Source organism: Enterobacter sp. 3U4 (assembly GCF_057224565.1).
The window spans coordinates 4,740,383-4,766,542 of sequence record NZ_CP136665.1 but is presented as its reverse complement, the minus strand read 5'-3'; the positions used below and the strand labels follow the sequence as shown (position 1 = coordinate 4,766,542).

Sequence of the window (26,160 nt, the reverse complement as noted above, 5' to 3'; positions counted from 1 at the left end):
ATCCGTTTTGTCGCGTGGCTCACACTTTCCCTTCGCGCCATCACGAACATATGATCTAAATTTTTATAAGAGTTCAACTATGAGCGATAAACGCACTGCGGAAGAAGGACGGTTTGCCGGGCTGGCACTGGCGGAAGAGGAGCTGGTGGCGCGCGTGGCCTGGTGCTACTACCACGACGGGCTGACCCAGAACGATATCGGCGAGCGGCTCGGGCTGCCGCGATTAAAAATCTCCCGCCTGCTGGAGAAGGGCCGTCAGTCCGGGGTGATCCGCGTGCAGATCAACTCCCGCTACGAGGGCTGCCTGGCGCTGGAAACCGAGCTACAGCAGCGCTTTGACCTGAAGCTGGTGCGCGTGATGCCCGCCCTGAATACGCCGCCGATGAACGTGCGGCTGGGCATTGGCGCGGCGCAGTCGCTGATGGGCGTACTGGAGCCCGGCCAACTGCTGGCGGTGGGGTTTGGTGAAACCACCATGAGCAGCCTGCAGCACCTGAGCGGCTTTATCAGCTCGCAGCAGATCCGCCTGGTGACGCTCTCCGGCGGCGTCGGGCCGTACATGACCGGTATCGGCCAGCTGGATGCGGCCTGCAGCGTCAGCATGATCCCCGCCCCGCTTCGCGTGTCATCCGCCGAGGTGGCCGGGATCTTAAAACGTGAAACCAGCGTGCGGGACGTAATCCTCGCCGCCACCGCCGCTGACGTGGCGGTGGTCGGCATTGGGTCGGTGAACCAGCGCCGTGACGCCACGATCTTGCGATCCGGCTATATCAGCGAAGGTGAACAGCTGATGTACGCCCGCAAAGGGGCGGTCGGCGACATTCTCGGCTATTTCCTCAATGCCGAAGGGGAGTGCGTCGAGGAGCTGGAGATCCATAAAGAATTACTCGGCGTCTCGCTTGATGAGCTGGCGCAGCTGCCCACCATCGTTGGCGTGGCCGGAGGTGAAGAGAAAGCCGATGCGATTTATGCCGCACTGAAGGGTCGCCGTATCAATGGCCTGGTGACGGAGGAGACGACAGCCCGCGCGGTGCTGGCTCTGGCCATATGAGAGCCCGCCCTGCGCTAACAGCGAGGCAAGCTCATGAGTTACCTTTTAGCGTTAGATGCAGGGACCGGTAGCGTTCGCGCCGTGATTTTTGATTTGCAGGGCAACCAGATTGCCGTCGGCCAGGCCGAGTGGAAGCACCTGAGCGTGGAGAACGTACCGGGGTCGATGGAGTTCGACCTCGAGACCAACTGGCAGCTGGCCTGCCAGTGCATTCATCAGGCGCTGACGCGCGCGAATATGGGCGCGGCGGATGTTCAGTCCGTCGCCTGCTGCTCCATGCGCGAAGGGATCGTGCTTTACGACCGCAACGGCGAGGCCATCTGGGCCTGCGCCAACGTTGACGCCCGCGCCAGCCGCGAGGTGGCCGAACTCAAAGAGATCCACGACTATCGTTTTGAATCCGAAGTGTATGACGTTTCCGGGCAGACGCTGGCGCTGAGCGCCATGCCGCGCCTGCTGTGGCTGGCACACCATCGTCCGGATATTTACCGCAAGGCCGCGACCATCACCATGATCAGCGACTGGCTGGCGGCGAAGCTCTCCGGCGAGCTGGCGGTCGACCCGTCTAACGCGGGCACCACCGGCATGCTGGATCTGTTTTCCCGCGACTGGCGTCCGGCGCTGCTCGACATGGCCGGGCTGCGCGCCGATATTCTCTCCCCGGTGAAAGAGACCGGCACCGTGCTGGGCGCTATCACCAAAGAGGCCGCGCAGCAAAGCGGCCTGCGCGAAGGCACGCCGGTCGTCATGGGCGGCGGCGACGTGCAACTGGGGTGTCTGGGGCTGGGCGTGGTTCGCGCCGGGCAGACGGCGGTGCTGGGCGGCACCTTCTGGCAGCAGGTGGTGAACCTGCCACAGGTGCGCACCGACCCCGAGATGAACATCCGCGTCAACCCGCACGTTATCCCCGGCATGGCGCAGGCGGAGTCGATCAGCTTCTTTACCGGGCTGACCATGCGCTGGTTCCGCGACGCCTTCTGCGCGGAGGAAAAGCTGATTGCCGAGCGGATGGGGATGGACACCTATTCTCTGCTGGAAGAGATGGCCAGCCGGGTGCCGGCGGGCTCCCACGGGGTGATGCCAATCTTCTCCGACGCCATGCATTTTAAGCAGTGGTACCACGCCGCGCCGTCGTTTATTAACCTCTCCATCGACCCAGAAAAATGCAATAAAGCGACGCTGTTCCGCGCCCTGGAGGAGAACGCGGCGATCGTCTCGGCCTGTAACCTGGCGCAGATCTCCCACTTCTCCGGCGTGACGTTTGAAAGCCTGGTCTTTGCGGGCGGGGGCTCGAAAGGTGCGCTGTGGAGCCAGATTTTAAGCGACGTTACCGGGCTGCCGGTGCGCGTGCCGGAAGTGAAGGAGGCGACGGCGCTGGGCTGCGCCATTGCGGCAGGCGTTGGCGCAGGGCTGTTTGCCGATATGGCCTCGACGGGCGAGCGGCTGGTGAAGTGGAGCCGCGAATTCACGCCAAACCCGGTACATCGCGAGCTGTACGACGGCATGATGCAGAAATGGCAGGCGGTATATGCGGACCAGCTCGGGCTGGTGGACAGCGGGCTGACGACGTCGATGTGGCAGGCGCCGGGGTTAGTAAAAACCCATACCCCTCACCCTGCCCCTCTCCCCATAGGGGAGAGGGAAAAAACCAGATCGAGCTGATTCTTTAAGGCCGCACCGGCCAGTCCCCTCTCCCCTCCGGGGAGAGGGTTAGGGTGAGGGGAAGTTCTTTGAGATCTATCACAATCATTCGATCCCGCTTTTACCTTTCCGCTGCCGCTGGCTAAATTAGTAACTCATCCGACCACATAACAATAATTTTACACTGGAAGAGACTATGAGCCGCTACCCGTCGTTATTCGCCCCTCTCGATCTGGGGTTCACCACACTCAAAAACCGCGTGTTGATGGGGTCGATGCACACCGGGCTGGAGGAGCACCCGGACGGGGCCGAGCGTCTGGCGGCTTTCTATGCCGAGCGCGCCCGCCACGGGGTGGCGCTGATCGTCACCGGCGGCGTGGCCCCTGCCCCTTCCGGCGTGGGCATGGAGGGCGGCGCGGTCCTGAACGATGCGTCACAGCTGCCGCACCACCGCATTGTGACCGACGCGGTACACCGCGAGGGCGGAAAAATCGCCCTGCAAATTCTGCACACCGGACGCTACAGCTATCAGCCGAATCTGGTCGCGCCATCGGCTCTTCAGGCACCGATTAACCGTTTTAAACCTCACGCCCTCACCCACGACGAGATCCTGGCGCTGATTGACGACTTCGCCCGCTGCGCGGCACTGGCGCGCGAGGCGGGCTACGACGGCGTTGAGGTGATGGGCTCAGAAGGCTACCTGATCAACGAGTTTCTCGCCGCCCGCACCAACCACCGTGAAGACGAATGGGGCGGCGACTATGCCCGCCGGATGCGCTTTGCCGTGGAGGTGGTGCGCGCGGTGCGCGAACGTGCAGGGGCTGATTTTATTATCGTCTTCCGCCTGTCGATGCTCGACCTGGTGGAGGGCGGCGGAACGTTCGATGAAACCGTGCAGCTGGCGCAGGCGATTGAAGCCGCAGGTGCCACAATTATCAACACCGGCATCGGCTGGCACGAGGCGCGCATCCCGACCATCGCCACGCCGGTGCCGCGCGCGGCGTTCAGCTGGGTGACGCGCAGGCTGAAGGGCAAAGTGTCTGTTCCGCTGGTGACCACCAACCGCATTAACGACCCGCAGGTGGCGGACGATGTGATTTCACGCGGCGACGCCGACATGGTCTCAATGGCGCGGCCGTTCCTTGCGGATGCAGAGCTACTCTCCAAAGCGCAAAGCGGCCGTGCGGATGAGATCAACACCTGCATCGGCTGTAACCAGGCCTGCCTGGATCAGATCTTCGTTGGCAAGGTCACCTCCTGTCTCGTCAACCCGCGCGCCTGCCACGAAACCAAAATGCCGGTCGTTCCGGCGGTCAATAAAAAACGCCTGGCCGTAGTGGGCGCAGGCCCGGCGGGGCTGGCGTTTGCAGTGAATGCCGCCTCGCGCGGGCACAGCGTGACGCTGTTTGATGCGCTCGGGGAGATTGGCGGGCAGTTTAATATCGCCAAACAGATCCCAGGCAAAGAGGAGTTCTACGAAACGCTGCGTTACTACCGCCGGATGATCGAGCTGACGGGCGTCGAGCTGCGGCTTAATCAGTTTGTCAGCGCGGCGGATCTGACTGATTTCGATGAGACGATCCTGGCGAGCGGGATCGTACCGCGCCTGCCAGCGATCGAGGGTATCGATCATCCGAAGGTGTTGAGCTATCTGGATGTATTGCGTGACAAAACGCCGGTTGGCGAGAAGGTGGCGATTATCGGCTGCGGCGGGATCGGCTTTGATACCGCCATGTATTTGAGCCAGCCGGGCGAGGCGACCAGCCAGAACATTGCCGAGTTTTGCGTCGAATGGGGCATTGATACCAGCCTTAGCCAGTCCGGCGGATTACGCCCGGAAGGGCCGCAGCTGCCGAAAAGCCCGCGCCAGATCGTGATGCTGCAGCGTAAAGCCAGCAAGCCGGGCGAAGGGCTGGGCAAAACCACCGGCTGGATCCACCGCGCTACCCTGCTCTCGCGTGGGGTGAAGATGATCCCGGCGGTAAGCTACGAGAAGATCGACGACGAGGGTCTGCACGTCACGATCGGCGGCGAACCGCAGCTGCTGCGCGTGGATCACGTCATTTTATGTGCCGGGCAGGAGCCGAAGCGCGATCTGGCAGATCCGCTGCGCGAGGCCGGTAAAACGGTGCATCTGATTGGCGGGTGCGACGTAGCGATGGAGCTGGACGCGCGGCGGGCGATTGCGCAGGGAACGAAGTTAGCTCTGGAGATCTAAAACATTGCCCGGTGGCGCTGCGCTTACCGGGCCTACGGGTTCGAGGCCGTTGTAGGCCCGGTAAGCGCAGCGCCACCGGGCATCAGACCGCACACTAGGTAGGCCTTTGCAAGCGAAGCGCCACCGGGCAAAACAATCTTATCGACGACGTCCCAGCTTCACCGACTTCAGCACCACAAACTTATTGTTCGTCGCAATGGTGACGCAGTTGCCGAAAATCTTCTTCAGCTTGTGGAAGTAGTCCAGGTGGCGGTTGGCCACGATGTACAGCTCGCCGTTGATCTTCAGGCAGCGGCGCGCGTGGTGGAACATCTCCCACGCGACGTTATCCGTCAGGGCGTGCTTCTGATGGAAAGGCGGGTTGCAGAACACGGCGTTAAAGCGGAACGGCTCTACCCCAGACAGCGCGTTGTTGATCATAAATTCGCAGCGATCCAGCGCGTCCGGCATGTTGGTTTCCACGTTCAGACGGCTGGAGGCCACCGCCATTGGCGACTCGTCGCTGAACACCACGCTGGCTTCCGGGTTCTTCGCCAGCAGCGTCAGGCCAATCACGCCGTTACCGCAGCCCAGATCGACAATTTCACCTTCCAGATTTTCCGGCAGATGTTCCATAAAGAAGCGCGCGCCGATATCCAGACCGGTACGTGAGAAGACGTTCGCGTGGTTGTGGATGGTCCAGTCGGTCCCTTCCAGCTTCCAGCTCAGGGTCTCTGGCGCGTCGGCCAGCTCAGGTGCGGTGAAAGTACAGTTGATCAGGCGCGCTTTTTTCCACGCCAGCGTGGTGGTGGTTGGGCCAAGAACTTTCTCGAACAGCTCCAGCGTTGAAGTGTGAATATCGCGCGCTTTGGCACCCGCGATGATGCGCGTTTCAGGCGTCACGACCTTACGCAGCGCGCGCAGCTGCTGCTCCAGCAGCGCCATGGTTTTTGGCACTTTGATCAGCACCACGCCCGGCGCCTGCGGGTAGTCCGCGGTGCTGTCGAGGAACTTCACGCTGGACTCTTCGAGGTCGTTATGGCGCAGGTTTTCACGCGTCGCCAGCTCGCTTAAGTAGGAATCGCCGATGCTGTAAGGCGCGTGTTCCGCCAGGGCGCAGCCCAGCGCGCCAAAGGCGTCGTTCAGGATCAAAACCGGGCCGCGGATTTCTGTGTCATCCAACTGCTGCAGCAGATATTCATCCGCCGCTTCCCACGCCTGAAGCGGGTTAACGTCGTCCGTTTCCGGGAAACGTTTAAGGTTGAGTGAACGGAAACCGTTGTCTAAGTGGCTCATCGGCCCTCCTGAATGGTAAAATTTGGCGTATCCCTGAAAAGGGTGCGTGAGTATACCCGTTTTATTGTCGATTTGGGGCGTTGATGAACCAACTTACTTATCTCCAGGGCTATCCGGAGCATTTACTGACTCAGGTTCGCAGCCTGATTGCCGAGCAGAAGCTCGGCGCGGTGCTGGAAAAACGCTACCCCGGCACGCACGATTTCGCGACCGATAAAGCACTCTGGCAGTATACGCAGGATCTGAAAAACCGGTATCTGAGAAGCGCCCCGCCGATCAACAAGGTGATGTACGACAATAAGATCCACGTGCTGAAAAACGCGCTCGGCCTGCACACCGCCATCTCCCGCGTACAGGGCGGCAAGCTGAAGGCCAAGGCGGAGATCCGCGTCGCGACGGTTTTCCGTAACGCGCCGGAAGCGTTTCTGCGGATGATCGTGGTGCACGAGCTGGCGCACCTGAAAGAGAAAGAGCACGACAAAGCCTTCTATTCCCTGTGCTGCCACATGGAGCCGCAGTACCATCAGCTGGAGTTTGATACCCGGCTGTGGCTTACGCATTTATCGTTAAAAGGTAATGCGGAATAGCGCACGCGAATTGTCATGATGACGTGCTACAGTGGCTAAAGGTTCCCCGCTACGGAGTACGTAAACGTTTATGATACGTTTCGCAGTCATTGGTACGAACTGGATCACGCGCCAGTTCGTCGACGCCGCCCACGAAACCGGCAAACTGAAACTTACCGCAGTCTATTCCCGCAGCCTTGAGCAGGCGCAGAGTTTTGCCAACGATTACCTCGTCGAGCATCTCTTCACCTCGCTTGATGAGATGGCGCAAAGCGACGCCATTGACGCGGTGTATATCGCCAGCCCGAACTCCCTGCACTTCCCGCAAACGAAGCTGTTCCTCAGCCATAAAAAGCATGTGATTTGCGAGAAGCCGCTGGCGTCGAATATCCAGGAAGTCGAAGCGGCCATTGCGCTTGCCCGCGAAAACCAGGTGGTGCTGTTCGAAGCCTTCAAAACCGCCAGCCTGCCGAATTTCCTGCTGCTGCAGCAGTCACTGCCGAAAATTGGCAAAGTGCGTAAAGCCTTTATCAACTACTGCCAGTACTCGTCGCGCTATCAGCGCTATCTCGACGGCGAGAACCCGAACACCTTTAACCCGGCCTTCTCTAACGGCTCGATTATGGATATCGGCTTCTACTGCCTGGCCTCTGCCGTGGCACTGTGGGGCGAGCCGCACGGCGTCACGGCTACCGCCAGCCTGCTGGAGAGCGGCGTGGATGCGCACGGCATAGCGGTGCTGGATTACGGTGATTTCAGCGTCACGCTGCAGCACTCCAAGGTGAGCGATTCCGTGCTGCCGAGCGAAATTCAGGGCGAAGCGGGCTCGCTGGTTATCGAGAAGATCTCCGAATGCCAGAAGGTGAGCTTTGTGCCGCGCGGCGGCAAAGCGCAGGAGCTGACGCAGCCTCAGCATATTAACACTATGCTCTATGAGGCAGAGGTCTTCGCCCGTCTGGTGGAAGACAACGAAGTGAATCACCCAGGCCTTGCGGTGAGCCGCACCACGGCGAAGCTGCAAACGGAGATCCGCCGTCAGACAGGCGTGGTGTTCCCGGCTGACGGCGTGAGCGCGGAAGCTATCGCGTAAAGCTGTGTAATGAAACGGCGCAGACCATTGACGAAACCAATGGTCTGACATATTTTGTTACCTGCAAAGGGGAGTAACTTCTTCGTCGGTGGATCGTCATTACGATGCGTGCAATGCCGCATCCGGTCGCCGGGCAACCCTCGTGGTTGTAAGTGAGACCTTGCCGGAAGGCGAGGTCTATGCATAAAAAGCTAACGGCTATCGTCTTCTGACCATGGCCGTTTTTGTTTTTTATGTGTAAGGAAAATAGTATGCATTCTGTCGGCACTCCCATGTTGTGGGGCGGATTCGCGGTTGTCGTGCTCATCATGCTGGCGATCGACCTCTTTTTACAGGGGCGTCGCGGCGCGCACGGCATGACCATGAAACAGGCTGCGGCCTGGTCGCTGGTGTGGGTCACCCTCTCCCTGCTCTTCTGTGCCGCCTTCTGGTGGTATCTGGCCTCGACCGAAGGCCGCGCGGTGGCCGATCCTCAGGCACTCGCCTTCCTCACCGGCTATCTGATTGAAAAAGCCCTGGCGGTCGATAACGTCTTCGTCTGGCTGATGCTGTTCAGCTATTTCGCCGTGCCTGCGGCCCTGCAGCGCCGCGTGCTGGTCTACGGCGTGCTGGGCGCGATTATCCTTCGTACCATCATGATCTTCGCCGGCAGCTGGCTGATAACCCAGTTCGAATGGCTGCTGTACGTCTTCGGCGCGTTCCTTCTGTTCACCGGGGTCAAAATGGCGCTGGCGAAAGAAGATGGCTCCGCGATTGGCGATCGCCCGCTGGTGAAGTGGATCCGCGGCCATCTGCGCATGACCGACAAGATCGAGAGCGAGCACTTCTTCGTACGCAAGAACGGCCTGCTGTTTGCCACTCCGCTGCTGCTGGTGCTGATTCTGGTTGAGCTGAGCGACGTGATTTTCGCCGTGGACAGCATCCCGGCCATTTTTGCGGTCACTACGGATCCGTTCATCGTCCTGACCTCTAACCTGTTTGCGATCCTCGGCCTGCGTGCGATGTACTTCCTGTTGGCGGGCGCGGCGGAGCGCTTCTCGATGCTGAAGTACGGCCTGTCGGTGATCCTGGTGTTTATCGGTATCAAAATGCTGATCGTTGATTTCTACCATATCCCGATCGCTATTTCGCTCGGCGTGGTGTTTGGCATTCTGATCGTGACGCTGATTATCAATACCTGGGTTAACCGCCAGCACGATAAGAAGCAGCAGGTGGAGTAAAACGTTCGGTGCGGGCTGATGCCCTCACCCCGGCCCTCTCCCACAGGGAGAGGGTGAACACACTTTTGTAACGCAGTAGTTAAAAAATATGATGCAACACGTAAAATCCAGCATTTTACGCTTCCCTCCGCAGACGCTTTCCCTATACTCGACCATGCAAACATTTACTTACATCCGGACATAAATGTGACTAAGAGCACATCCGGGATGGAACGCAATTTCACTTAAGGAACGCTCATGACGACATCCTCATCGGGCCTGCTTGCGCGTCTGTCGCGCGGCAGCCTTGTTAAGCAAATACTGGTTGGACTGGTGCTCGGCGTCGCGCTGGCACTGATCTCAAAACCTGCCGCCGAGGCCACTGGCCTGCTCGGCACACTGTTCGTCGGCGCGCTGAAAGCGGTCGCGCCGGTTCTGGTTTTGACGCTGGTGATGGCCTCAATCGCCAACCACCAGCAGGGGCAGAAAACCAATATTCGCCCGATTCTGTGGATGTATCTGCTGGGGACGTTCTCGGCCGCGCTGACGGCGGTTGTCGTTAGCTTTATCTTCCCGTCCACGCTGCAGTTGACCACTGGCGCTACCGACATTACGCCGCCCGCGGGTATTGTGGAGGTGATGCACGGCCTGCTGATGAGCATTGTTGCCAACCCGATCCATGCGTTGATTAACGCGAACTACATCGGGATCCTGGTTTGGGCCGTCGGCCTGGGCTTCGCTCTGCGCCACAGCAACGACACGACCAAAAACCTGGTTAACGATCTTTCTCACGCCGTCACGTTTATCGTGACGGTGGTCATCCGCTTTGCGCCGATTGGTATTTTTGGCCTCGTGGCATCCACGCTGGCAACCACCGGTTTCGGCGCGCTGTGGGGCTATGCGCAGCTGCTGCTGGTGCTGATTGGCTGTATGGCCGTCGTAGCACTGGTGATTAATCCGCTGCTGGTATTTCTGCAAACCCGTCGTAATCCGTATCCGCTGGTGCTGATGTGCCTGCGCGAAAGCGGCGTGACCGCCTTCTTCACCCGCAGCTCGGCGGCAAATATTCCGGTCAACATGACCCTGTGCGAGAAGCTGAATCTGGACCGCGATACCTACTCCGTATCCATTCCGCTGGGTGCGACCGTCAATATGGCGGGAGCGGCCATCACCATTACGGTGCTTACGCTGGCCGCGGTGCATACGCTGGGTATTCCGGTGGATCTGCCAACCGCGCTGCTGCTGAGCGTGGTGGCCTCGCTGTGTGCCTGCGGCGCATCCGGCGTGGCGGGCGGTTCCCTGCTGCTGATCCCGCTGGCGTGTAATATGTTCGGCATCCCGAACGAGATCGCCATGCAGGTGGTTGCGGTGGGCTTTATCATCGGCGTATTGCAGGACTCCTGCGAAACCGCGATCAACTCCTCCACCGACGTGATGTTTACCGCCGCCGTGTGCCAGGCGGAAGACGCGCGTTTAGCGAAGAACGCCCTGCGAGGTTAACAGCAAAACGGCAACCCTGAGGTTGCCGTTTTTAATGTTTGTACCCCCTCCCCGTGGGAGAGGGTTAGGGTGAGGGCATCAGGCCGCACCGATCAAAGCGTCACACCGCTCTTAAAAATCGCCAGCTCGCGGAAGTCGTTCTTCTCGTTGCAGGTCTGCTTGCCGTTGGCAAATTCCACAATCGCGTCCACGAATTCCGTCAGCAGCTGCGGCATCGTCTTGCCGTGGATAAGCTGCCCGGCATCAAAGTCGATCCAGTGTTTTTTCTTCGCTGCCAGCTCGCTGTTGGTGGCGATTTTCACCGTCGGCACAAAACCGCCGTACGGCGTGCCGCGCCCGGTGCTGAACAGCACCATGTGGCAGCCGGCACCGGCCAGCGCGCTGGTGGCGACCGCATCGTTACCCGGCGCGCTCAGCAGGTTCAGACCGTGCGTTTTCAGGCGCTCGCCGTAGCTCAGAACGTCAACCACCTGGCTCGCGCCCGCTTTCTGGGTGCAGCCGAGGGATTTTTCCTCAAGCGTTGTGATCCCACCCGCTTTGTTACCCGGCGACGGGTTCTCGTAAATCGGCTGATTGTGGGCAATGAAGTACTGTTTGAAGTCGTTCACCATGGTGACCGTTTTTTCAAACGTCTCCTCGTCGCGGCAGTGGCTCATCAGAATACGTTCCGCACCAAACATCTCCGGCACCTCGGTCAACACCGTCGTGCCGCCGTTGGCAATCACGTAATCCGAGAAGCGCCCCAGCATCGGGTTGGCGGTAATGCCGGAAAGGCCATCAGACCCGCCGCACTCCAGACCAAACTTCAGCTCGCTCAGCTTGCCCGGCTCGCGCCTGTCGTGGCGCATCACTTCATACAGCTGATGAAGCTGCTCAACGCCCGCCTCCACTTCGTCATCCTGATGCTGGCACACCATAAAATGCACGCGCTCAGGGTCAAACTCGCCCAGCGTGTCGCGGAAGGCATCGACCTGGTTGTTCTCGCAGCCCAGGCCAATCACCAGCACCGCGCCCGCGTTCGGGTGACGCACCATATTTTGCAGCATGGTGCGGGTGTTAATGTGGTCGTCACCGAGCTGGGAGCAGCCGTAGGTGTGGCTGAACAGATGCACGCCGTCGGTGCCTTCGGCATTATTGGTCTCTTTCAGGAAGCGCGTCTGGATCTGACGCGCAATCCCGTTCACGCAGCCAACGGTCGGGAGGATCCACAGCTCGTTGCGGATCCCCACGTCGCCGCTGGCGCGGCGGTAGATCTGCACTTCACGATCCGCCGCCTGCTCTTGTGCCCCAGGTAAATCAGGTTGATAGCTGTACTCGTCCAGATCGCTCAGATTAGTGCGGGTATTATGGGAATGAAGATGTTCACCCGGCACGATATCCGCCAGCGCATGCCCAATCGGAAGACCGTACTTAATGACGTTGTCCCCTTTAGCGAGAGGCTTCACGGCAAACTTGTGTCCGCGAGCAATCGCCTGACGCAGGGTGACGCTCTGGTTATCAACGATCGCCACGTCGCCTTCAGCGAGATCCGTCAGCGCGACGGCCACGTTATCCAGCGAATGGATTTTGATGTATTGCATATCAACCTCAAACGGCCTTAGTTCAGTTCAATGCCGAAGTAGTCACGCGCATTGTTAAAGCAGATGTTTCTCACCATGTCGCCCAGCAGCTGGATATCCGCCGGCGCTTCGCCCGCGTGCACCCAGCGGCCAATCATCTGGCACAGAATGCGGCGGAAATATTCATGACGGGTATAGGACAGGAAGCTGCGGCTGTCGGTCAGCATGCCGACAAAGCGGCTTAACAGGCCAAGCTGCGCCAGCTGCGTCATCTGACGCTCCATGCCGTCCTTCTGATCGTTGAACCACCAGCCGGAACCGAACTGCATTTTGCCCGGCATCCCTTCGCCCTGGAAATTGCCGACCATGGTACCCAGCACTTCGTTATCGCGCGGGTTCAGGCAGTACAGGATGGTTTTCGGCAGCAGGTTTTGCTCGTTCTGTTTGCTCAGCAGTTTGGACAGCTCTTCCGCCAGCGGGCGGTCGTTGATGGAGTCGAAGCCCACGTCCGCACCGATCAGTTTGAACTGGCGCTGGTTATTATTGCGCAGCGCGCCGATGTGGTACTGCTGTACCCAGCCGCGACGGGCGTATTCCGCACCGAGGAACACCAGTACCGCCGTTTTGAACTGCGCCACTTCGTGCTCGCTAAGCGATTCACCGGACAGGCGACGCGCAAGGATGCTGTCCAGCTCGGCCTCGTTTGATTCCGCGAACAGTACGACGTCCAGCGCGTGGTCAGAGACTTTACAGCCGTGCGCCGCGAAGTGATCCAGACGTTTGGTCAGCGCGGTTTGCAGATCGGTGAAACGACGGATGTCGGTATCGGACACTTCCGCCAGCTTCGCCATGTAGTCATTAAACGTGGCCTGCTCAATGTTGAAGGCTTTGTCCGGGCGCCAGCTTGGCAGCACTTTGATATCAAACGAGGTGTCTTTGGCGACAACGGCATGATGCTCCAGGGAATCAATCGGATCGTCGGTGGTGCCCACCATCTTCACGTTCATCTGCTTCATGATGCCGCGCGCGGAGAAGTTCTCCTGCGCCAGCAGCGCATTGCATCGATCCCAGATTTCATCAGCGGTCGTTGGGGAGAGCAGTTTGCCGGTGATGCCAAACGGACGACGCAGCTCGAGGTGCGTCCAGTGGTAGAGCGGGTTACCGATGGTGTGAGGAACGGTCGCCGCCCAGGCATCAAACTTCTCGCGGTCGGTGGCGTCACCGGTACACAGGCGTTCCGCCACACCGTTGGTGCGCATGGCGCGCCATTTGTAGTGGTCACCCTTCAGCCAGATATCATACAGGTTTTTGAAACGATAATTTTCGGCAACCTGCTGCGGCGGTAAATGGCAGTGGTAGTCGAAAATCGGCTGATCTTTTGCGTAGTCGTGGTACAGGCGGCGAGCAAATTCGGTATCTAACAGAAAATCGTCGGTCATAAACGGCGTCATTATCGTCTTCCTCATTACGGGAGCGTCAGAAAGCGTATGTTCATATGCTGCAAAGTTATCACACCAATTTCCACCCGCCGAAGCTTTTTTCGTGAGTGAGATCAATAAACGCCAACAAATAAATCACCCTCGATAGCGTAAACACTTCTACAGGCCGCGCCATTACTGGCTTTGCGCGCAGCGTTTAATGTCCCTACAAAGAATCATACATTTGTGATGTCACTCACCTTTTAAAGTTGTATGACAAGTTATCTTTTCGCCGTCGCAAACGCTAAGCCGACGGAATGCATTACCGGTGTGAGAGGCATCGGGTTTAACGGTACGGATACCGACTTATGCACGCTTACTTATGGCAAGGTTCGGGCCGTTCCGGGACATGCTCCCGCTACGCCCCTCCCGTTACACAACTGCTCCCGGAAACGGTTGAGAGGTTGCCGTGCTCTGGCGCGGACATAACATAACGATGAGGTTTTAGATGCGTAAAATTAAAGGGTTACGTTGGTATATGATCGCACTGGTGACGTTAGGCACCGTGCTGGGCTACCTGACGCGTAACACCGTGGCAGCCGCAGCGCCGACGTTAATGGAAGAGCTGCATATCTCCACACAGCAATACTCCTACATCATTGCCGCCTATTCCGCGGCGTATACCATCATGCAGCCTGTGGCAGGCTATGTGCTGGATATTCTCGGTACCAAAATCGGTTATGCCTTCTTCGCTATCGCCTGGGCTGTGTTCTGCGGCGCCACCGCGCTGGCGGGAAGCTGGGGCGGCCTGGCGCTGGCGCGTGGTGCGGTCGGTGCGGCAGAAGCCGCGATGATCCCGGCCGGCCTCAAGGCCAGCTCTGAATGGTTCCCGGCAAAAGAGCGTTCCATTGCGGTCGGCTACTTCAACGTAGGCTCGTCCATCGGGGCAATGATTGCACCGCCGCTGGTGGTGTGGGCCATCGTGATGCACAGCTGGCAGATGGCGTTCATTATCTCTGGCGTGCTGAGCTTTGCCTGGGCGATGGCGTGGCTGGTTTTCTATAAACACCCGCGCGATCAGAAAAAACTCTCCGAAGAAGAACGCGAATACATCATTGGTGGTCAGGAAGCACAGCATCAGACCAACAACGGCAAGAAAATGACCGTCTGGCAGATCCTGGGCACCCGTCAGTTCTGGGGTATTGCCCTGCCGCGCTTCCTGGCTGAACCGGCGTGGGGTACCTTTAACGCGTGGATCCCGCTGTTCATGTTTAAAGTCTACGGCTTTAACCTGAAAGAGATCGCGATGTTCGCCTGGATGCCCATGCTGTTCGCTGACCTGGGCTGTATCGTGGGCGGCTACCTGCCGCCGCTGTTCCAGCGCTGGTTTGGGGTGAACCTGATTGTTTCCCGTAAGATGGTGGTGACCATGGGCGCCCTGCTGATGATTGGCCCGGGCATGATCGGCCTGTTCACCAGCCCGTACGTCGCCATTGCCCTGCTGTGCATCGGTGGTTTTGCGCACCAGTCCCTGTCCGGCGCGCTGATTACGCTCTCGTCTGACGTCTTTGGTCGTAACGAAGTGGCCACCGCCAACGGCCTTACCGGCATGGCCGCCTGGACCGCGAGTACGATGTTTGCGCTGGTCGTCGGCGCGCTGGCAGATACCATCGGCTTCAGCCCGCTGTTCGCCGTGCTGGCTATCTTCGACCTGCTGGGCGCGGTGGTGATCTGGACGGTGCTGAAAAGCAAATCGGCAGAGGAGCTGGCGAAAGAGACGCTCGGGAAACCGGCCACGCAGAGTTAGCGCCACCCGGCAAAATCTTCTCAAAAGCCGCCTTCGGGCGGCTTTTTTAATGGCAAAATCTGGAGAGTGGCACGCAAAAGTGGTATAACAAATCATCTGCCGTACCCTGCCTGGAGCGCATATGGAAATCACCGAACCACGTCGTTTATATCAGCAACTTGCTGCGGAGCTGAAAGATCGCATCGAGCAAGGGGTCTATCTTGTCGGTGATAAACTTCCCGCCGAGCGCTTCATCGCGGATGAAAAAAGCGTCAGCCGCACCGTGGTGCGCGAAGCGATCATCATGCTGGAAGTGGAAGGCTACGTTGAGGTACGCAAAGGTTCCGGCATTCACGTCATTTCCAATCTGCCAAAACACTCTCCCGTCGCGGACGAAAGCCTGGAATTCGCCAGCTATGGTCCGTTTGAGCTGCTCCAGGCTCGCCAGCTGATTGAAAGCAACATTGCCGAATTTGCGGCGACGCAGGTGACCAAGCAGGACATCATGAAGCTGATGGAAATCCAGGAAAATGCCCGTAAGGAAAAATGTTTCCGCGATTCAGAGTGGGATCTCCAGTTCCACGTCCAGGTCGCCCTGGCAACCCAGAATACGGCGCTGGCGGCAATCGTTGAGAAAATGTGGACTCAGCGCGTTCACAACCCGTACTGGAAAAAACTGCACGACCATATCGATTCCCGAACCGTCGACAACTGGTGTGACGATCACGATCAAATCCTTAAGGCGCTGATTCGTAAAGATCCCCATGCCGCTAAGCTGGCGATGTGGCAGCACCTGGAAAACACCAAGCAGATGCTGTTCAATGAAACCAGCGATGACTTCGAATTTAACGCTGACCGCTATCTTTTCGCCGATAATCCCGTCGTTCATCTCGATACGGCCTCCAGTGCCGCAAAATAGATGACCTTCCCGCTGGCAGGCGCCTCGCTGCGCCTTCTGGCTTCAGTGGGTAAGCAAAACATATATAGTGTCAGCCTTTGTAAATCCCCTCGCTCACTTCCTGGGCTTACGCCAAAATCAACTCACGCCTGCAAATTCTGTGACGCAGAACGTTGGGCTTTGTTACAATTGGATTCACTTCGTTATCTTGTAAGTTAGTGCTTGCTAACCAGCCAATTAACAGGAAACCGTGTTGGCCACACCGCAATGTGTCCGCGAGCGACCATAATGAAATCACAACAATGTCGCCGTGCTGTTTGCCCCGGATAACAGGCGTGACGTTAACCGATTTCCAGGAACACTGAATGGAACTTTTGACCCAACTGCTGCATGCCCTCTGGGCGCAGGATTTTGAAACGCTGGCCAACCCTTCCATGATTGGCATGCTCTATTTCGTCTTGTTTATGATCCTGTTCCTTGAGAACGGTTTGCTGCCTGCAGCCTTCCTGCCCGGTGACAGTTTGCTGGTGCTTGTCGGCGTGCTGTGTGCCAAAGGGGCGATGGCGTTTCCGCACACCATTTTATTACTGACCGTCGCGGCCAGCCTCGGCTGCTGGGTGAGTTACATCCAGGGGAGATGGCTGGGCAATACCCGGATCGTCCAGAACTGGCTCTCGCACCTGCCTGCACATTATCATCAGCGGGCGCACCACCTTTTCCATAAGCACGGGCTTTCCGCGCTGCTGATTGGCCGCTTTATCGCGTTTGTACGTACCCTGCTGCCGACCATTGCCGGTCTGTCGGGGCTGAGCAGCGCGCGCTTCCAGTTCTTTAACTGGATGAGCGGCCTGTTATGGGTGCTTATTCTGACGACGCTCGGCTATGCCTTGGGTAAAACGCCGGTCTTTATGAAATATGAAGACCAGCTCATGTCCTGCCTGATGCTGCTCCCCGTTGTGCTGCTGGTCTTCGGCCTGATCGGCTCCCTGGTCGTGCTGTGGAAAAAGAAATACGGAGCCAGAGGCTAACGATGGCTATCTCACCGCTCGCCCTGCGCCGTTTTGCCTGCGCCGTGATTGCGCTGATGGTGCTCAGCGCCATGCTGCTGGCATGGAGCGCGCTTTCGCACCAGGAATCCACGCTGGCCATTCGCCCGGTGAACCAGGGTGCCAGCGTGCCTGACGGTTTTTCTGTATGGCATCATCTGGATGCGAACGGGATCCGCTTTAAGAGCATCACCCCGCAGGACGATGTTTTACTGATCAAGTTCGATTCCCGTGCGCAAAGTGCCGCCGCGAAAGTGGTTCTCGACCGTACGCTGCCGCACGGGTACATCATTGCTCAGCAGGAAGATGACAGCCAGCCTGCAGCCTGGCTGTCGCTTATTCGCGATACGTCGCATCGGTTTGGATAACTTCCAGGATTCCGAATCTTTTCACTCACTTTGGTGAATCCCCCGTTTACTTACTATGCTTAAGTACGCGGAGCACCCCTCGATGTACTCCGCATAACTTTGGATAGCGGCTTATGCCGCCACACAATGGAAGGTTTCGATAATGAAATTCCGCATGACTCTGGCTCTGGCCCTTTTTTCTTTAAGCACAGCATCCTTCGCAAACTCTCTCTGTCAGGAGAAAGAACAGGATATTCAGCGTGAGATCGGTTATGCCGAAAAGCATAACAATCAGCACCGCGTTGATGGTCTCAAAAAAGCGCTGAGCGAAGTGAAAGCGAACTGTTCAGACAGCAAGCTTCGTGCCGACCACCAGAAGAAAATCGCTGAACAGAAGGACGAGATAGCCGAGCGCCGTCGCGACCTGCAGGAAGCGAAAGAGAAAGGGGATGCGGAAAAAATTGCTAAGCGCGAGAAGAAGTTGAAAGAAGCGCAGGACGACCTGAAAGCGCTGGAAGCTCGCGATTATTGAGTTAACGGAAATCTCAACAGGAGAGAGAATCATGTCAAAAGATACGACGTCTGACCATCTGCGCGCTGAACTGAAATCCCTGGCCGATACCCTTGAAGAGGTGCTGAACTCCTCTGCTGACAAGTCAAAAGAAGAGGTCAGCAAGCTGCGCAGCAAAGCGGAGCAGGCGCTGAAAGAGAGCCGCTATCGCCTGGGTGAAACCGGCGATGCGCTGGCAAAACAGACCCGCGAAGCGGCCGCGCGTGCGGACGAATACGTACGTGATAATCCATGGACGGGCGTAGGGATTGGTGCCGCAGTCGGTGTGGTACTGGGTGTCCTGCTGACGCGTCGTTGATATGGAAGATCCTCGTCACGCACAAGGGCCTGCTAACAACGTCCTCGGCATCGGCCAGCGTATTTTAACGACGCTGGTCGGGATTGCCGAAACGCGCGTCCGGCTGGCAGTGGTCGAGCTGGAAGAGGAGAAAGCTAACCTCTTCCAGATGCTGCTGATGCTTGGACTTACCATGCTCTTCGCCGCGTTTGGTCTGATGAGCCTGATGGTGTTAATCATCTGGGCCATTGACCCGCAGTATCGTCTTAACGCGATGATTGCCACCACCGTCGTTCTGCTGGTCGCAGCGTTGATTGGCGGTATCTGGACGCTGCGTAAAGCGCGTAAATCCACTTTCCTGCGCCATACGCGTCAGGAGCTGGCTAACGATCGCGCCCTACTGGAGGATGACAAGCCGTGAGCGGTAAAGCCGAACGTCAAAAGCGAAAAGCGTACCTGCTAAGCCAGATCCAGCAGCAGCGGCTGGATCTGTCTGCCAGCCGTCGCGACTGGATTGACGCGACGCGACGGTTTGATCGGGGCTGGAACACCTTCCTGAGCCTGCGGTCATGGGCGCTGGTCGGCAGCAGCGTGATGGCTATCTGGTCCGTTCGTCATCCAAATATGCTCATCCGCTGGGCGCGCCGTGGGTTTGGAGCCTGGAGCGCCTGGCGTCTGGTGAAAGCCACGATTCGTCAACAGCAGTTGCGGTGATAAAAGCAAAACGGTAACCCAGGTTACCGTTTTTTGTTTTTGCGCCCTATCCCCGTGGAAGAGGGTTGGGGTGAGGGCACCAGCGCGCACATCCCTTACTCAATATCTTTGAAGAAGATTGACAGTTTTCCTTGCTAACAATCGCCCACCGTCACGTTTATGATGCTCTCCATCGACAGCAACGACGCGGTATCTACCCGGAATTGCAGACAAATAACGTTCAGCCGCTGATGTGGTTTCCTGGAGAGTAAAATGAAAAAATTAGAAGATGTTGGTGTACTGGTAGCGCGTATTCTGATGCCAATTCTGTTCATCGTGGCAGGTTGGGGCAAAATTACCGGTTATGCGGGTACCCAGCAGTATATGGAAGCCATGGGCGTTCCGGGGTTCCTGTTGCCACTGACCATTCTTCTTGAGTTCGGCGGCGGCCTGGCAGTCCTGTTCGGCTTCCTGACCCGCACCACCGCGCTGTTTACCGCAGGCTTCACCGTGCTGACGGCGTTCATCTTCCACAGCAACTTTGCGGAAGGCGTGAACTCTCTGATGTTCATGAAAAACCTGACCATCGCGGGTGGCTTCCTGCTGCTGGCGGTGACTGGCCCGGGCGCATACAGCATCGACCGCGTTCTGAATAAGAAATGGTAAGCACGCTATACTGAATAAACACAAAGCGAGGAGACATCTCCTCGCTTTTGCTATCTGACGGAGGAGAAAAAATGGGACAACTCGTAGACGGCGTCTGGCAGGATGTCTGGTATGACACCAAATCCACCGGCGGTCGCTTTAAGCGCTCTGTTTCGGCCTTCCGTAACTGGCTAACCGCCGACGGTGCGCCGGGCCCGAGCGGCGAAGGCGGATTCGCGGCTGAGAAAGATCGTTATCATCTTTATGTTTCCCTCGCCTGCCCGTGGGCCCACCGCACGCTGATCGTGCGCAAGCTGAAAGGTCTCGAATCTTTAATTCCAGTTTCAGTCGTCAACCCGCTGATGCTGGAAAACGGCTGGACGTTTGACAGTGATTTCCCTGCGGCAACCGGCGACGAACTGTATCACCACGATTTCCTATACCAGCTCTATCTGCGCGCCGATCCGCACTACACCGGGCGCGTGACCGTTCCGGTGCTATGGGACAAGAAAAACCAGACGATTGTCAGCAATGAGTCTGCGGAAATCATCCGCATGTTCAATACCGCATTTGATGCGCACGGCGCCCGCGCCGGGGATTACTACCCGGTTGAACTGCGCGATAAGATTGATGAGCTGAACAGCTGGATTTACGACAACGTCAACAACGGTGTCTATAAGGCCGGTTTCGCCACCAGCCAGGAAGCGTATGACGAAGCGGTTGGAAAGGTGTTTGAATCACTGGAACGCCTGGAACAGATCCTGGGCCAGCATCGCTACCTGACGGGCGATCGCCTGACGGAAGCGGACATTCGCCTGTGGACCACGCTGGTTCGCTTTGATCCGGTCTATGTCACCCACTTTAAGTGCGATAAACACCGCATCAGCGATTACCTGAACCTGTATGGTTTCCTGCGCGACATTTACCAGATGCCGGGTATCGCCGACACGGTCGACTTCAACCATATTCGCACCCACTATTTCCGCAGCCACAAAACCATCAACCCGACGGGGATTATCTCCATTGGTCCGTGGCAGGATCTGGATGAACCTCACGGGCGCGACGTCCGTTTTGGATAAATATTAAGGGCACCAATCAATACCCTAAATAATTCAAGTTGCGTGAAGGCGGCGACGCAGCGAATCCCCAGGAGCGAACATTAGTATGTGACTGGGGTGAGCGAGGAAAGCCAACGCCCAGGCAACTTGAAGTATGACGGGTAAATGCCCTTTTTTAATTCACAATCTCCATCTATCCTTACCTCGATCGCTTAGAAAACAAGTGATTGACTGACTAATGAGGCAAGGAAAATGGACTGGTATTTAAAAGTACTGCGCAACTACATTGGATTTGGTGGCCGCGCCCGCCGCAAAGAGTACTGGATGTTCGTTCTGGTGAACTTCATCCTCGTCATGGTGCTGGGTATTGTGGATAAAATTCTTGGCTGGGAGCGGGCTGGCGGTGAAGGCGTGCTGACCACCATCTATGGCCTGTTAGTCCTGCTGCCATCGTGGGCGGTACTGTTCCGTCGGCTGCACGATACCGATCGTTCGGCGTGGTGGCTATTGCTGCTGTTGATCCCGATCGTGGGCTGGATTGTGATTTTGATCTTCAACTGCCAGAGCGGGACGCCGGGCGAAAACCGCTTTGGTCCGGATCCTAAGATCGGCGCATAAAAAAAAGCCCGGTGGCGCTTCGCTTACCGGGCCTACAAACCACAATTTTATTTATTATAGTGCGTGAAAAGCTTCGGAATTTCGCGTAAACACCATGATTTGGCTTCGCCCATGCTGTCACGGCGCCACGCCATAATGATATCCACCTCGTGGCTATATTCCGGGCTGACAACGCGCAGCCGCCCTTCTGCAATGTCTTTTTCGACAAACGGGTACGGCATGGTCGCCACGCCCAGCCCCGCCAGCAGCGCCTGCCGCTTGTCTTCCAGCGACGTGACCGTCAAACGAGGCTGCTTATCCAGTAACTGCACCGTCAGCACCGGACGCTCGCGTGCGGTATCCGCGACCGCCACGCCGCGATACTTCACGCGTGTGACTTCAGATAGCGGCTCCGGCTCCTGGTGAATCGGGTGGTTGGGGGCGGCAACGTAGACGTTCATCACGCTGTAGAGCTTGCGCGAGTTGATTTCTGATGAAGAACGGAAGTGCATGTCCGGAGCAATGACGATATCCGCCCTGCCCGTCTCCAATCGCTCCCACGCCCCTGCCAGCACCTCGGTGATAATTGACAGCTGCGTATTGGCCTTCGCCGCCAGGCGGTCCACCAGCGGGAACAGCGCTTCAGTCGGCACCAGCGCTTCGGTAACTAGCGTCAGATGGGTTTCCCAGCCGCGCGCCAGCGCTTCGGCATCCGTGGTGAGCTTGTCCGCCGCTTCCAGCAGCACGCGGCCGCGCTCCAGCAGCATTCTCCCCACGTTGGTGAATTTTGTTCGATGACCGGAGCGGTCAAAAAGCACCACGTCCAGCTCTTCTTCCAGCTTCTGCATGGTGTAGCTCAGCGCAGACGGAACGCGCCCCAGTTCATCGGCCGCTGCCGCAAAACTGCCGCGCCGGTCAATCGCGTCCATGACGCGAAGCGCCTCAAGCGTCAATGCTCTCTCTTTAGCCATCTCGTTCTCATTCAGGAAATTTGAACATACCAGGCAGAATATCTGGCTAACAATGAAGCGTCCATACCTTTACCATTGTTTTAGTGTAAAGAGAGGTCAAGTTTATGATTACGACAAGAACAGCTAAACAGTGCGGACAAGCCGATTTCGGTTGGCTGCAGGCCCGCTACACCTTTTCCTTTGGACACTACTTTGACCCTAAACTCCTCGGTTACGCTTCACTACGCGTGTTGAACCAGGAAGTGCTCGCCCCGGGCGCCTCCTTCCAGCCGCGTACGTACCCGAAAGTCGATATCCTGAACCTGATCCTGGAAGGCGAGGCAGAATACCGCGATAGCGAGGGCAATCATGTCCAGGCAAAGGCTGGCGAAGCGTTGTTAATTTCCACGCAGCCGGGCATTAGCTACAGCGAGCATAACCTCAGCAAAGATAAAACGCTGACCCGCATGCAGCTGTGGCTCGACGCCTGCCCTGAGCGAGAAAATCCGCTGGTACAGAAGTTAGATTTAACGGGCGATAAGCAACAGCTGATTGCATCGCCGGACGGCATTAAAGGTAGCCTGCAGCTGCGTCAGCAGGTGTGGCTGCACCATATCGAGCTGAAGAAAGGTGAACAGGCGAGCTTCCAGCTTCATGGTCCGCGCGCCTATTTGCAGTCTATTCACGGTACGGTGCATGCGGTGACGCATACGGAAGAGAAAGAAGCGCTCACCTGCGGCGACGGGGCGTTTATTCGTGATGAAGCGAATATCACCCTGGTGGCGGATACGCCGCTGCGCGCGCTGCTGATTGATTTGCCGGTTTAGAGAATGTCCTAACCCTCTCCCAATGGGAGAGGGAACCGATCGAGCCACGGCAGAATCATCCGGCGCCGTACGCGACAACGAAATCACTCTGCCAGCGCGTTAGCCATATCCGTTCTAATCTGTTTGCGCTGTTCCGGCGTCAATACCTGGCTGACGTCGAAGTAATATTTCACGCGGTAATAGCGGGTCTGCTCTTCAATTTTGCTGAATGCACTAAGCTGGCTTTTCACCGTGCTTTCGTCCCATTTGCCCGACTGGAACATATCGATCAGCGCGCCGTCCTTCACGCCCGTCATCGGGATCTTGCTAACATTTTGTTCCAGCTGCTTATGCAGATCTTCAATCTTCTTAACCTGCTCATTGCTGAGCTTCAGGTGCTGAACCAGCGGATCCTGCGACGGAGACGGGGCAGCCTCAACGTTCGCGGCCTGTGCCGTAAAACTGCACACGGCCAGCGCGGCGGCGGCCAACGCAATACGGGTCATTTTCATCATCTTACTGTCCTTACATGCTGTGATAGGGAAAAGCAGGCGTATTGTTTTTCAAGAGCGGATGAATATGTGTTAGTAATTATATAAACAATTTTGTATGTCCAGCGGGCAAAAAAATGCCCCCTGCGTTGAGGGGGCATGAGAACTCACTTTTAGATAGATTGAGTAAATGTTCGCGAAATCACATCCTGCTGCTGCTCGCGCGTCAGGGCATTAAAGCGCACCGCATAGCCCGAGACGCGGATGGTCAGGTTCGGGTAGTTCTCGGGATGCGCAATGGCATCGAGGAGCATCTCCCTGTTCATAACGTTAACGTTCAGGTGCTGCCCGCCCTCAATAGATGCTTCGTGATGGAAGTACCCGTCAAGCAGCCCTACCAGGTTGGTTTTGCGCACCAGCTCGTCCTTGCCCAGCGCCTGCGGCACGATAGAGAAGGTGTAGGAGATCCCGTCTTTGGCATAGGTGAACGGCAGCTTGGCGACTGATGTTAACGAGGCCACCGCCCCTTTTCTGTCGCGCCCGTGCATTGGGTTCGCGCCTGGGGCAAACGGCGTGCCGCCGCGTCGTCCGTCCGGCGTGTTCCCGGTCTTCTGACCGTAAACCACGTTGGAGGTGATGGTCAGGATCGACTGAGTCGGTACCGCGTTGCGGTAGGTTGGCAGCGCCTGAATTTTCTTCATAAAGCGCTCCACCAGGTCGCAGGCGATGCTGTCCACGCGGTCATCATTGTTACCGTACTGCGGATAGTCCCCTTCTATCACGAAATCGACCGCCAGTCCGGTATGGTCGCGCACCGGCTTCACCGTGGCGTATTTAATGGCGGACAGGGAATCCGCCGCCACCGACAGCCCGGCAATGCCGCAGGCCATCGTACGGTAAACGTCCCGGTCGTGTAGCGCCATCAGCGAGGCTTCGTAGCTGTACTTGTCATGCATGTAGTGAATGAGATTCAGGGCGCTGATGTACTGCACCGCCAGCCAGTCCATAAAGTGATCGAGGCTCGCCATCACCGTGTCGTAATCCAGCACGTCGTCCAGCAGCGGCTCGGTTTTCGGGCCGACCTGGATCTTCAGCTTCTCGTCCACCCCGCCGTTGATCGCGTACAGCAGCGTTTTGGCGAGGTTGGCGCGCGCGCCAAAGAACTGCATCTGCTTGCCGATCACCATCGGGCTGACGCAGCAGGCAATCGCGTAGTCATCGCTGTTGAAGTCCGCACGCATCAGATCGTCGTTTTCATACTGCAGCGACGAGGTGACAATCGACACCTGCGCGGCGTATTTCTTGAACGCGATCGGCAGCTGTTCTGACCAGAGGATCGTCAGGTTCGGCTCCGGCGCGGGCCCCATGGTGTGCAGCGTGTGCAGATAGCGGAAGCTGTTTTTGGTCACCAGCGTGCGCCCGTCCAGCCCCATGCCGCCGATCACTTCCGTGGCCCAGATCGGATCGCCGGAGAAGAGCGTGTCGAACTCCGGCGTGCGCAGGAAACGCACCATGCGGATCTTCATAATGAAGTGGTCGATCAGCTCCTGCGCCTGTACCTCATTCAGGCGTCCCGCCTGCATATCCCGTTCGATGTAGATATCGAGGAACGAGGCCGTGCGCCCCAGCGACATCGCCCCGCCGTTCTGGGATTTAACCGCTGCAAGGTAGGCAAAATAGAGCCACTGCACCGCTTCCCGAGCATTCATCGCCGGACGTGAGATATCAAAGCCATAGTTCGCCGCCATCTGCTGGATCTGCAGCAGCGCGCGCTTATGCTCCGCCAGCTCTTCACGCAGGCGGATCGTCGCCTCCAGATCCTCACCGCGCTCCAGCCTGCCCTGCAGATCCGTAAACTGGAGTTCGCGCTCGCGCACCAGATAAGCGATCCCGTACAGCGCCACGCGGCGATAGTCACCGATGATGCGTCCGCGCCCGTAGCCGTCCGGCAAGCCGGTCAGCACGCCGGATTTACGGCAGCGCATCATCTCCGGCGAATAGACGTCAAACACGCCCTGGTTGTGGGTTTTGCGCAGATCGGTAAACAGGTATTCGAACTGCGGATCCATCTCCCGACCATAGGCTTCGAACGAGCTGCGGATCATGTTGATCCCACCGTACGGATGCAGCGCGCGCTTGAGCGGTTTATCGGTTTGCAGACCGACGATCGTCTCCAGATCCTGGTCGATATAGCCCGGTCCATGAGCCGTAATGGTGGTGGCGATGTTGGTGTCGAAATCTACCGGGGCGTGGGTGGCGTTCTCCTGGCGAATGCCGACCATTACCTTCTGCCACAGCGCCGTCGTTGCTGGCGTCGCCTGCGCGAGGAAAGCTTCATCGCCTTCATAAGGGGTGTAGTTATGCTGAATAAAATCGCGGACGTTGACGGCGTTTTTCCATTCTTCACCGCGAAACCCGGCCCACGCGTCGCTGTAGGGCGCGACGCCCGTATCGATTGTTACTTTCATGTGTTTCTCG

25 protein-coding genes are annotated in these 26,160 nt (G+C 57.7%); 19 read left to right on the top strand and 6 right to left on the bottom strand.

The features are described 5' to 3' along the window. Nucleotides 1-79: 79 nt before the first annotated feature. The 3 genes from lsrR to RVY89_RS22715 all read left to right on the top strand — a co-directional run bounded on the left by lsrR (nucleotide 80) and on the right by RVY89_RS22715 (nucleotide 4,910). Entirely contained in the window at nucleotides 80-1,051 is a 972-nt protein-coding gene (gene lsrR, locus RVY89_RS22725; RefSeq protein ID WP_484826502.1) for a transcriptional regulator LsrR, read from the top strand. A 33-nt stretch (nucleotides 1,052-1,084) separates the two neighbouring features. Further along, a complete protein-coding gene (gene lsrK, locus RVY89_RS22720) occupies nucleotides 1,085-2,713 on the top strand; it encodes an autoinducer-2 kinase (protein WP_484826501.1) in 1,629 nt (542 codons plus the stop codon). Between the two features lie 175 nt (nucleotides 2,714-2,888). Continuing rightward, the gene (locus RVY89_RS22715) at nucleotides 2,889-4,910 is read left to right on the top strand and encodes an oxidoreductase (RefSeq protein WP_484826500.1); all 2,022 of its coding nucleotides are present in this window, start codon (nucleotides 2,889-2,891) and stop codon (nucleotides 4,908-4,910) included. Between the two features lie 138 nt (nucleotides 4,911-5,048). Here RVY89_RS22715 and rlmG read toward each other — a convergent pair whose 3' ends face one another. Then, entirely contained in the window at nucleotides 5,049-6,185 is a 1,137-nt protein-coding gene (gene rlmG / locus RVY89_RS22710; protein WP_484826499.1) for a 23S rRNA (guanine(1835)-N(2))-methyltransferase RlmG, read from the bottom strand. Nucleotides 6,186-6,268: 83 nt separating this feature from the next. Between rlmG and RVY89_RS22705 the strand changes: the two genes are divergently transcribed. From RVY89_RS22705 to sstT, 4 genes are all read left to right on the top strand, one after another. Then, nucleotides 6,269-6,772 (top strand): YgjP-like metallopeptidase domain-containing protein, encoded by a 504-nt coding sequence (locus tag RVY89_RS22705; RefSeq protein WP_131633444.1) that lies wholly within the window; start codon nucleotides 6,269-6,271, stop codon nucleotides 6,770-6,772. A 70-nt stretch (nucleotides 6,773-6,842) separates the two neighbouring features. Further along, nucleotides 6,843-7,841 carry a Gfo/Idh/MocA family protein gene (locus tag RVY89_RS22700; RefSeq protein WP_484826498.1) on the top strand — a complete coding sequence of 333 codons (999 nt, stop codon included), beginning with the start codon at nucleotides 6,843-6,845 and terminating at the stop codon, nucleotides 7,839-7,841. A gap of 251 nt (nucleotides 7,842-8,092) precedes the next feature. Continuing rightward, complete coding sequence (locus tag RVY89_RS22695; protein ID WP_023309283.1) at nucleotides 8,093-9,061, top strand: TerC family protein; 969 nt, start codon at nucleotides 8,093-8,095, stop codon at nucleotides 9,059-9,061. Between the two features lie 237 nt (nucleotides 9,062-9,298). Beyond that, nucleotides 9,299-10,540 (top strand): serine/threonine transporter SstT, encoded by a 1,242-nt coding sequence (gene sstT / locus RVY89_RS22690; RefSeq protein ID WP_484826497.1) that lies wholly within the window; start codon nucleotides 9,299-9,301, stop codon nucleotides 10,538-10,540. 92 nt (nucleotides 10,541-10,632) lie between these two features. Here the strand turns inward: sstT and RVY89_RS22685 are convergent, their stop codons facing one another. Then, the gene (locus tag RVY89_RS22685; RefSeq protein ID WP_484826496.1) at nucleotides 10,633-12,120 is read right to left on the bottom strand and encodes a UxaA family hydrolase; all 1,488 of its coding nucleotides are present in this window, start codon (nucleotides 12,118-12,120) and stop codon (nucleotides 10,633-10,635) included. Nucleotides 12,121-12,137: 17 nt separating this feature from the next. Then, a complete protein-coding gene (gene uxaC / locus RVY89_RS22680) occupies nucleotides 12,138-13,550 on the bottom strand; it encodes a glucuronate isomerase (RefSeq protein WP_484826495.1) in 1,413 nt (470 codons plus the stop codon). A 475-nt stretch (nucleotides 13,551-14,025) separates the two neighbouring features. On the opposite strand from uxaC, the gene RVY89_RS22675 reads away from it, so the two are divergent. The 11 genes from RVY89_RS22675 (at nucleotide 14,026) to RVY89_RS22625 (ending at nucleotide 21,456) form a co-directional block, all read left to right on the top strand. Then, a complete protein-coding gene (locus tag RVY89_RS22675; RefSeq protein WP_484826494.1) occupies nucleotides 14,026-15,324 on the top strand; it encodes an MFS transporter in 1,299 nt (432 codons plus the stop codon). 121 nt (nucleotides 15,325-15,445) lie between these two features. Further along, nucleotides 15,446-16,222 carry a transcriptional regulator ExuR gene (gene exuR / locus RVY89_RS22670; RefSeq protein ID WP_023309288.1) on the top strand — a complete coding sequence of 259 codons (777 nt, stop codon included), beginning with the start codon at nucleotides 15,446-15,448 and terminating at the stop codon, nucleotides 16,220-16,222. Nucleotides 16,223-16,566: 344 nt separating this feature from the next. Beyond that, complete coding sequence (yqjA, locus tag RVY89_RS22665; protein WP_023309289.1) at nucleotides 16,567-17,229, top strand: DedA family general envelope maintenance protein YqjA; 663 nt, start codon at nucleotides 16,567-16,569, stop codon at nucleotides 17,227-17,229. 2 nt (nucleotides 17,230-17,231) lie between these two features. Beyond that, entirely contained in the window at nucleotides 17,232-17,615 is a 384-nt protein-coding gene (gene mzrA / locus RVY89_RS22660; RefSeq protein WP_484826493.1) for an EnvZ/OmpR regulon moderator MzrA, read from the top strand. A 142-nt stretch (nucleotides 17,616-17,757) separates the two neighbouring features. Beyond that, the gene (locus RVY89_RS22655) at nucleotides 17,758-18,126 is read left to right on the top strand and encodes a DUF1090 domain-containing protein (RefSeq protein WP_008503142.1); all 369 of its coding nucleotides are present in this window, start codon (nucleotides 17,758-17,760) and stop codon (nucleotides 18,124-18,126) included. Nucleotides 18,127-18,157: 31 nt separating this feature from the next. After that, the gene (locus RVY89_RS22650) at nucleotides 18,158-18,463 is read left to right on the top strand and encodes an ElaB/YgaM/YqjD family protein (RefSeq protein WP_484826492.1); all 306 of its coding nucleotides are present in this window, start codon (nucleotides 18,158-18,160) and stop codon (nucleotides 18,461-18,463) included. Between the two features lies 1 nt (nucleotide 18,464). Next, complete coding sequence (locus RVY89_RS22645) at nucleotides 18,465-18,863, top strand: phage holin family protein (protein WP_014885329.1); 399 nt, start codon at nucleotides 18,465-18,467, stop codon at nucleotides 18,861-18,863. Further along, the gene (locus RVY89_RS22640; RefSeq protein ID WP_484826491.1) at nucleotides 18,860-19,156 is read left to right on the top strand and encodes a YqjK-like family protein; all 297 of its coding nucleotides are present in this window, start codon (nucleotides 18,860-18,862) and stop codon (nucleotides 19,154-19,156) included. Before RVY89_RS22645 ends, RVY89_RS22640 begins: the two co-directional genes overlap by 4 nt. A gap of 252 nt (nucleotides 19,157-19,408) precedes the next feature. Continuing rightward, nucleotides 19,409-19,801 (top strand): DoxX family protein, encoded by a 393-nt coding sequence (locus RVY89_RS22635; protein ID WP_023309292.1) that lies wholly within the window; start codon nucleotides 19,409-19,411, stop codon nucleotides 19,799-19,801. 71 nt (nucleotides 19,802-19,872) lie between these two features. After that, nucleotides 19,873-20,859 carry a glutathione S-transferase family protein gene (locus tag RVY89_RS22630; RefSeq protein ID WP_484826490.1) on the top strand — a complete coding sequence of 329 codons (987 nt, stop codon included), beginning with the start codon at nucleotides 19,873-19,875 and terminating at the stop codon, nucleotides 20,857-20,859. Nucleotides 20,860-21,090: 231 nt separating this feature from the next. Continuing rightward, nucleotides 21,091-21,456: a DUF805 domain-containing protein gene (locus tag RVY89_RS22625; protein WP_223580557.1), complete on the top strand. Its 366-nt coding sequence runs from the start codon at nucleotides 21,091-21,093 to the stop codon at nucleotides 21,454-21,456. 47 nt (nucleotides 21,457-21,503) lie between these two features. Here RVY89_RS22625 and RVY89_RS22620 read toward each other — a convergent pair whose 3' ends face one another. After that, on the bottom strand, nucleotides 21,504-22,406 hold the full coding sequence (locus RVY89_RS22620) for a LysR family transcriptional regulator (RefSeq protein WP_371899721.1): 903 nt from the start codon (nucleotides 22,404-22,406) through the stop codon (nucleotides 21,504-21,506). 104 nt (nucleotides 22,407-22,510) lie between these two features. Here RVY89_RS22620 and RVY89_RS22615 point away from each other — a divergent pair, with 104 nt between their 5' ends. After that, on the top strand, nucleotides 22,511-23,212 hold the full coding sequence (locus RVY89_RS22615; protein ID WP_484826489.1) for a pirin family protein: 702 nt from the start codon (nucleotides 22,511-22,513) through the stop codon (nucleotides 23,210-23,212). 83 nt (nucleotides 23,213-23,295) lie between these two features. On the opposite strand, the gene RVY89_RS22610 is transcribed toward RVY89_RS22615, so the two are convergent. Continuing rightward, the gene (locus tag RVY89_RS22610) at nucleotides 23,296-23,706 is read right to left on the bottom strand and encodes a Spy/CpxP family protein refolding chaperone (protein WP_484826488.1); all 411 of its coding nucleotides are present in this window, start codon (nucleotides 23,704-23,706) and stop codon (nucleotides 23,296-23,298) included. Between the two features lie 149 nt (nucleotides 23,707-23,855). Beyond that, on the bottom strand, nucleotides 23,856-26,150 hold the full coding sequence (pflB, locus tag RVY89_RS22605) for a formate C-acetyltransferase (protein ID WP_484826487.1): 2,295 nt from the start codon (nucleotides 26,148-26,150) through the stop codon (nucleotides 23,856-23,858). Nucleotides 26,151-26,160: the final 10 nt, after the last annotated feature.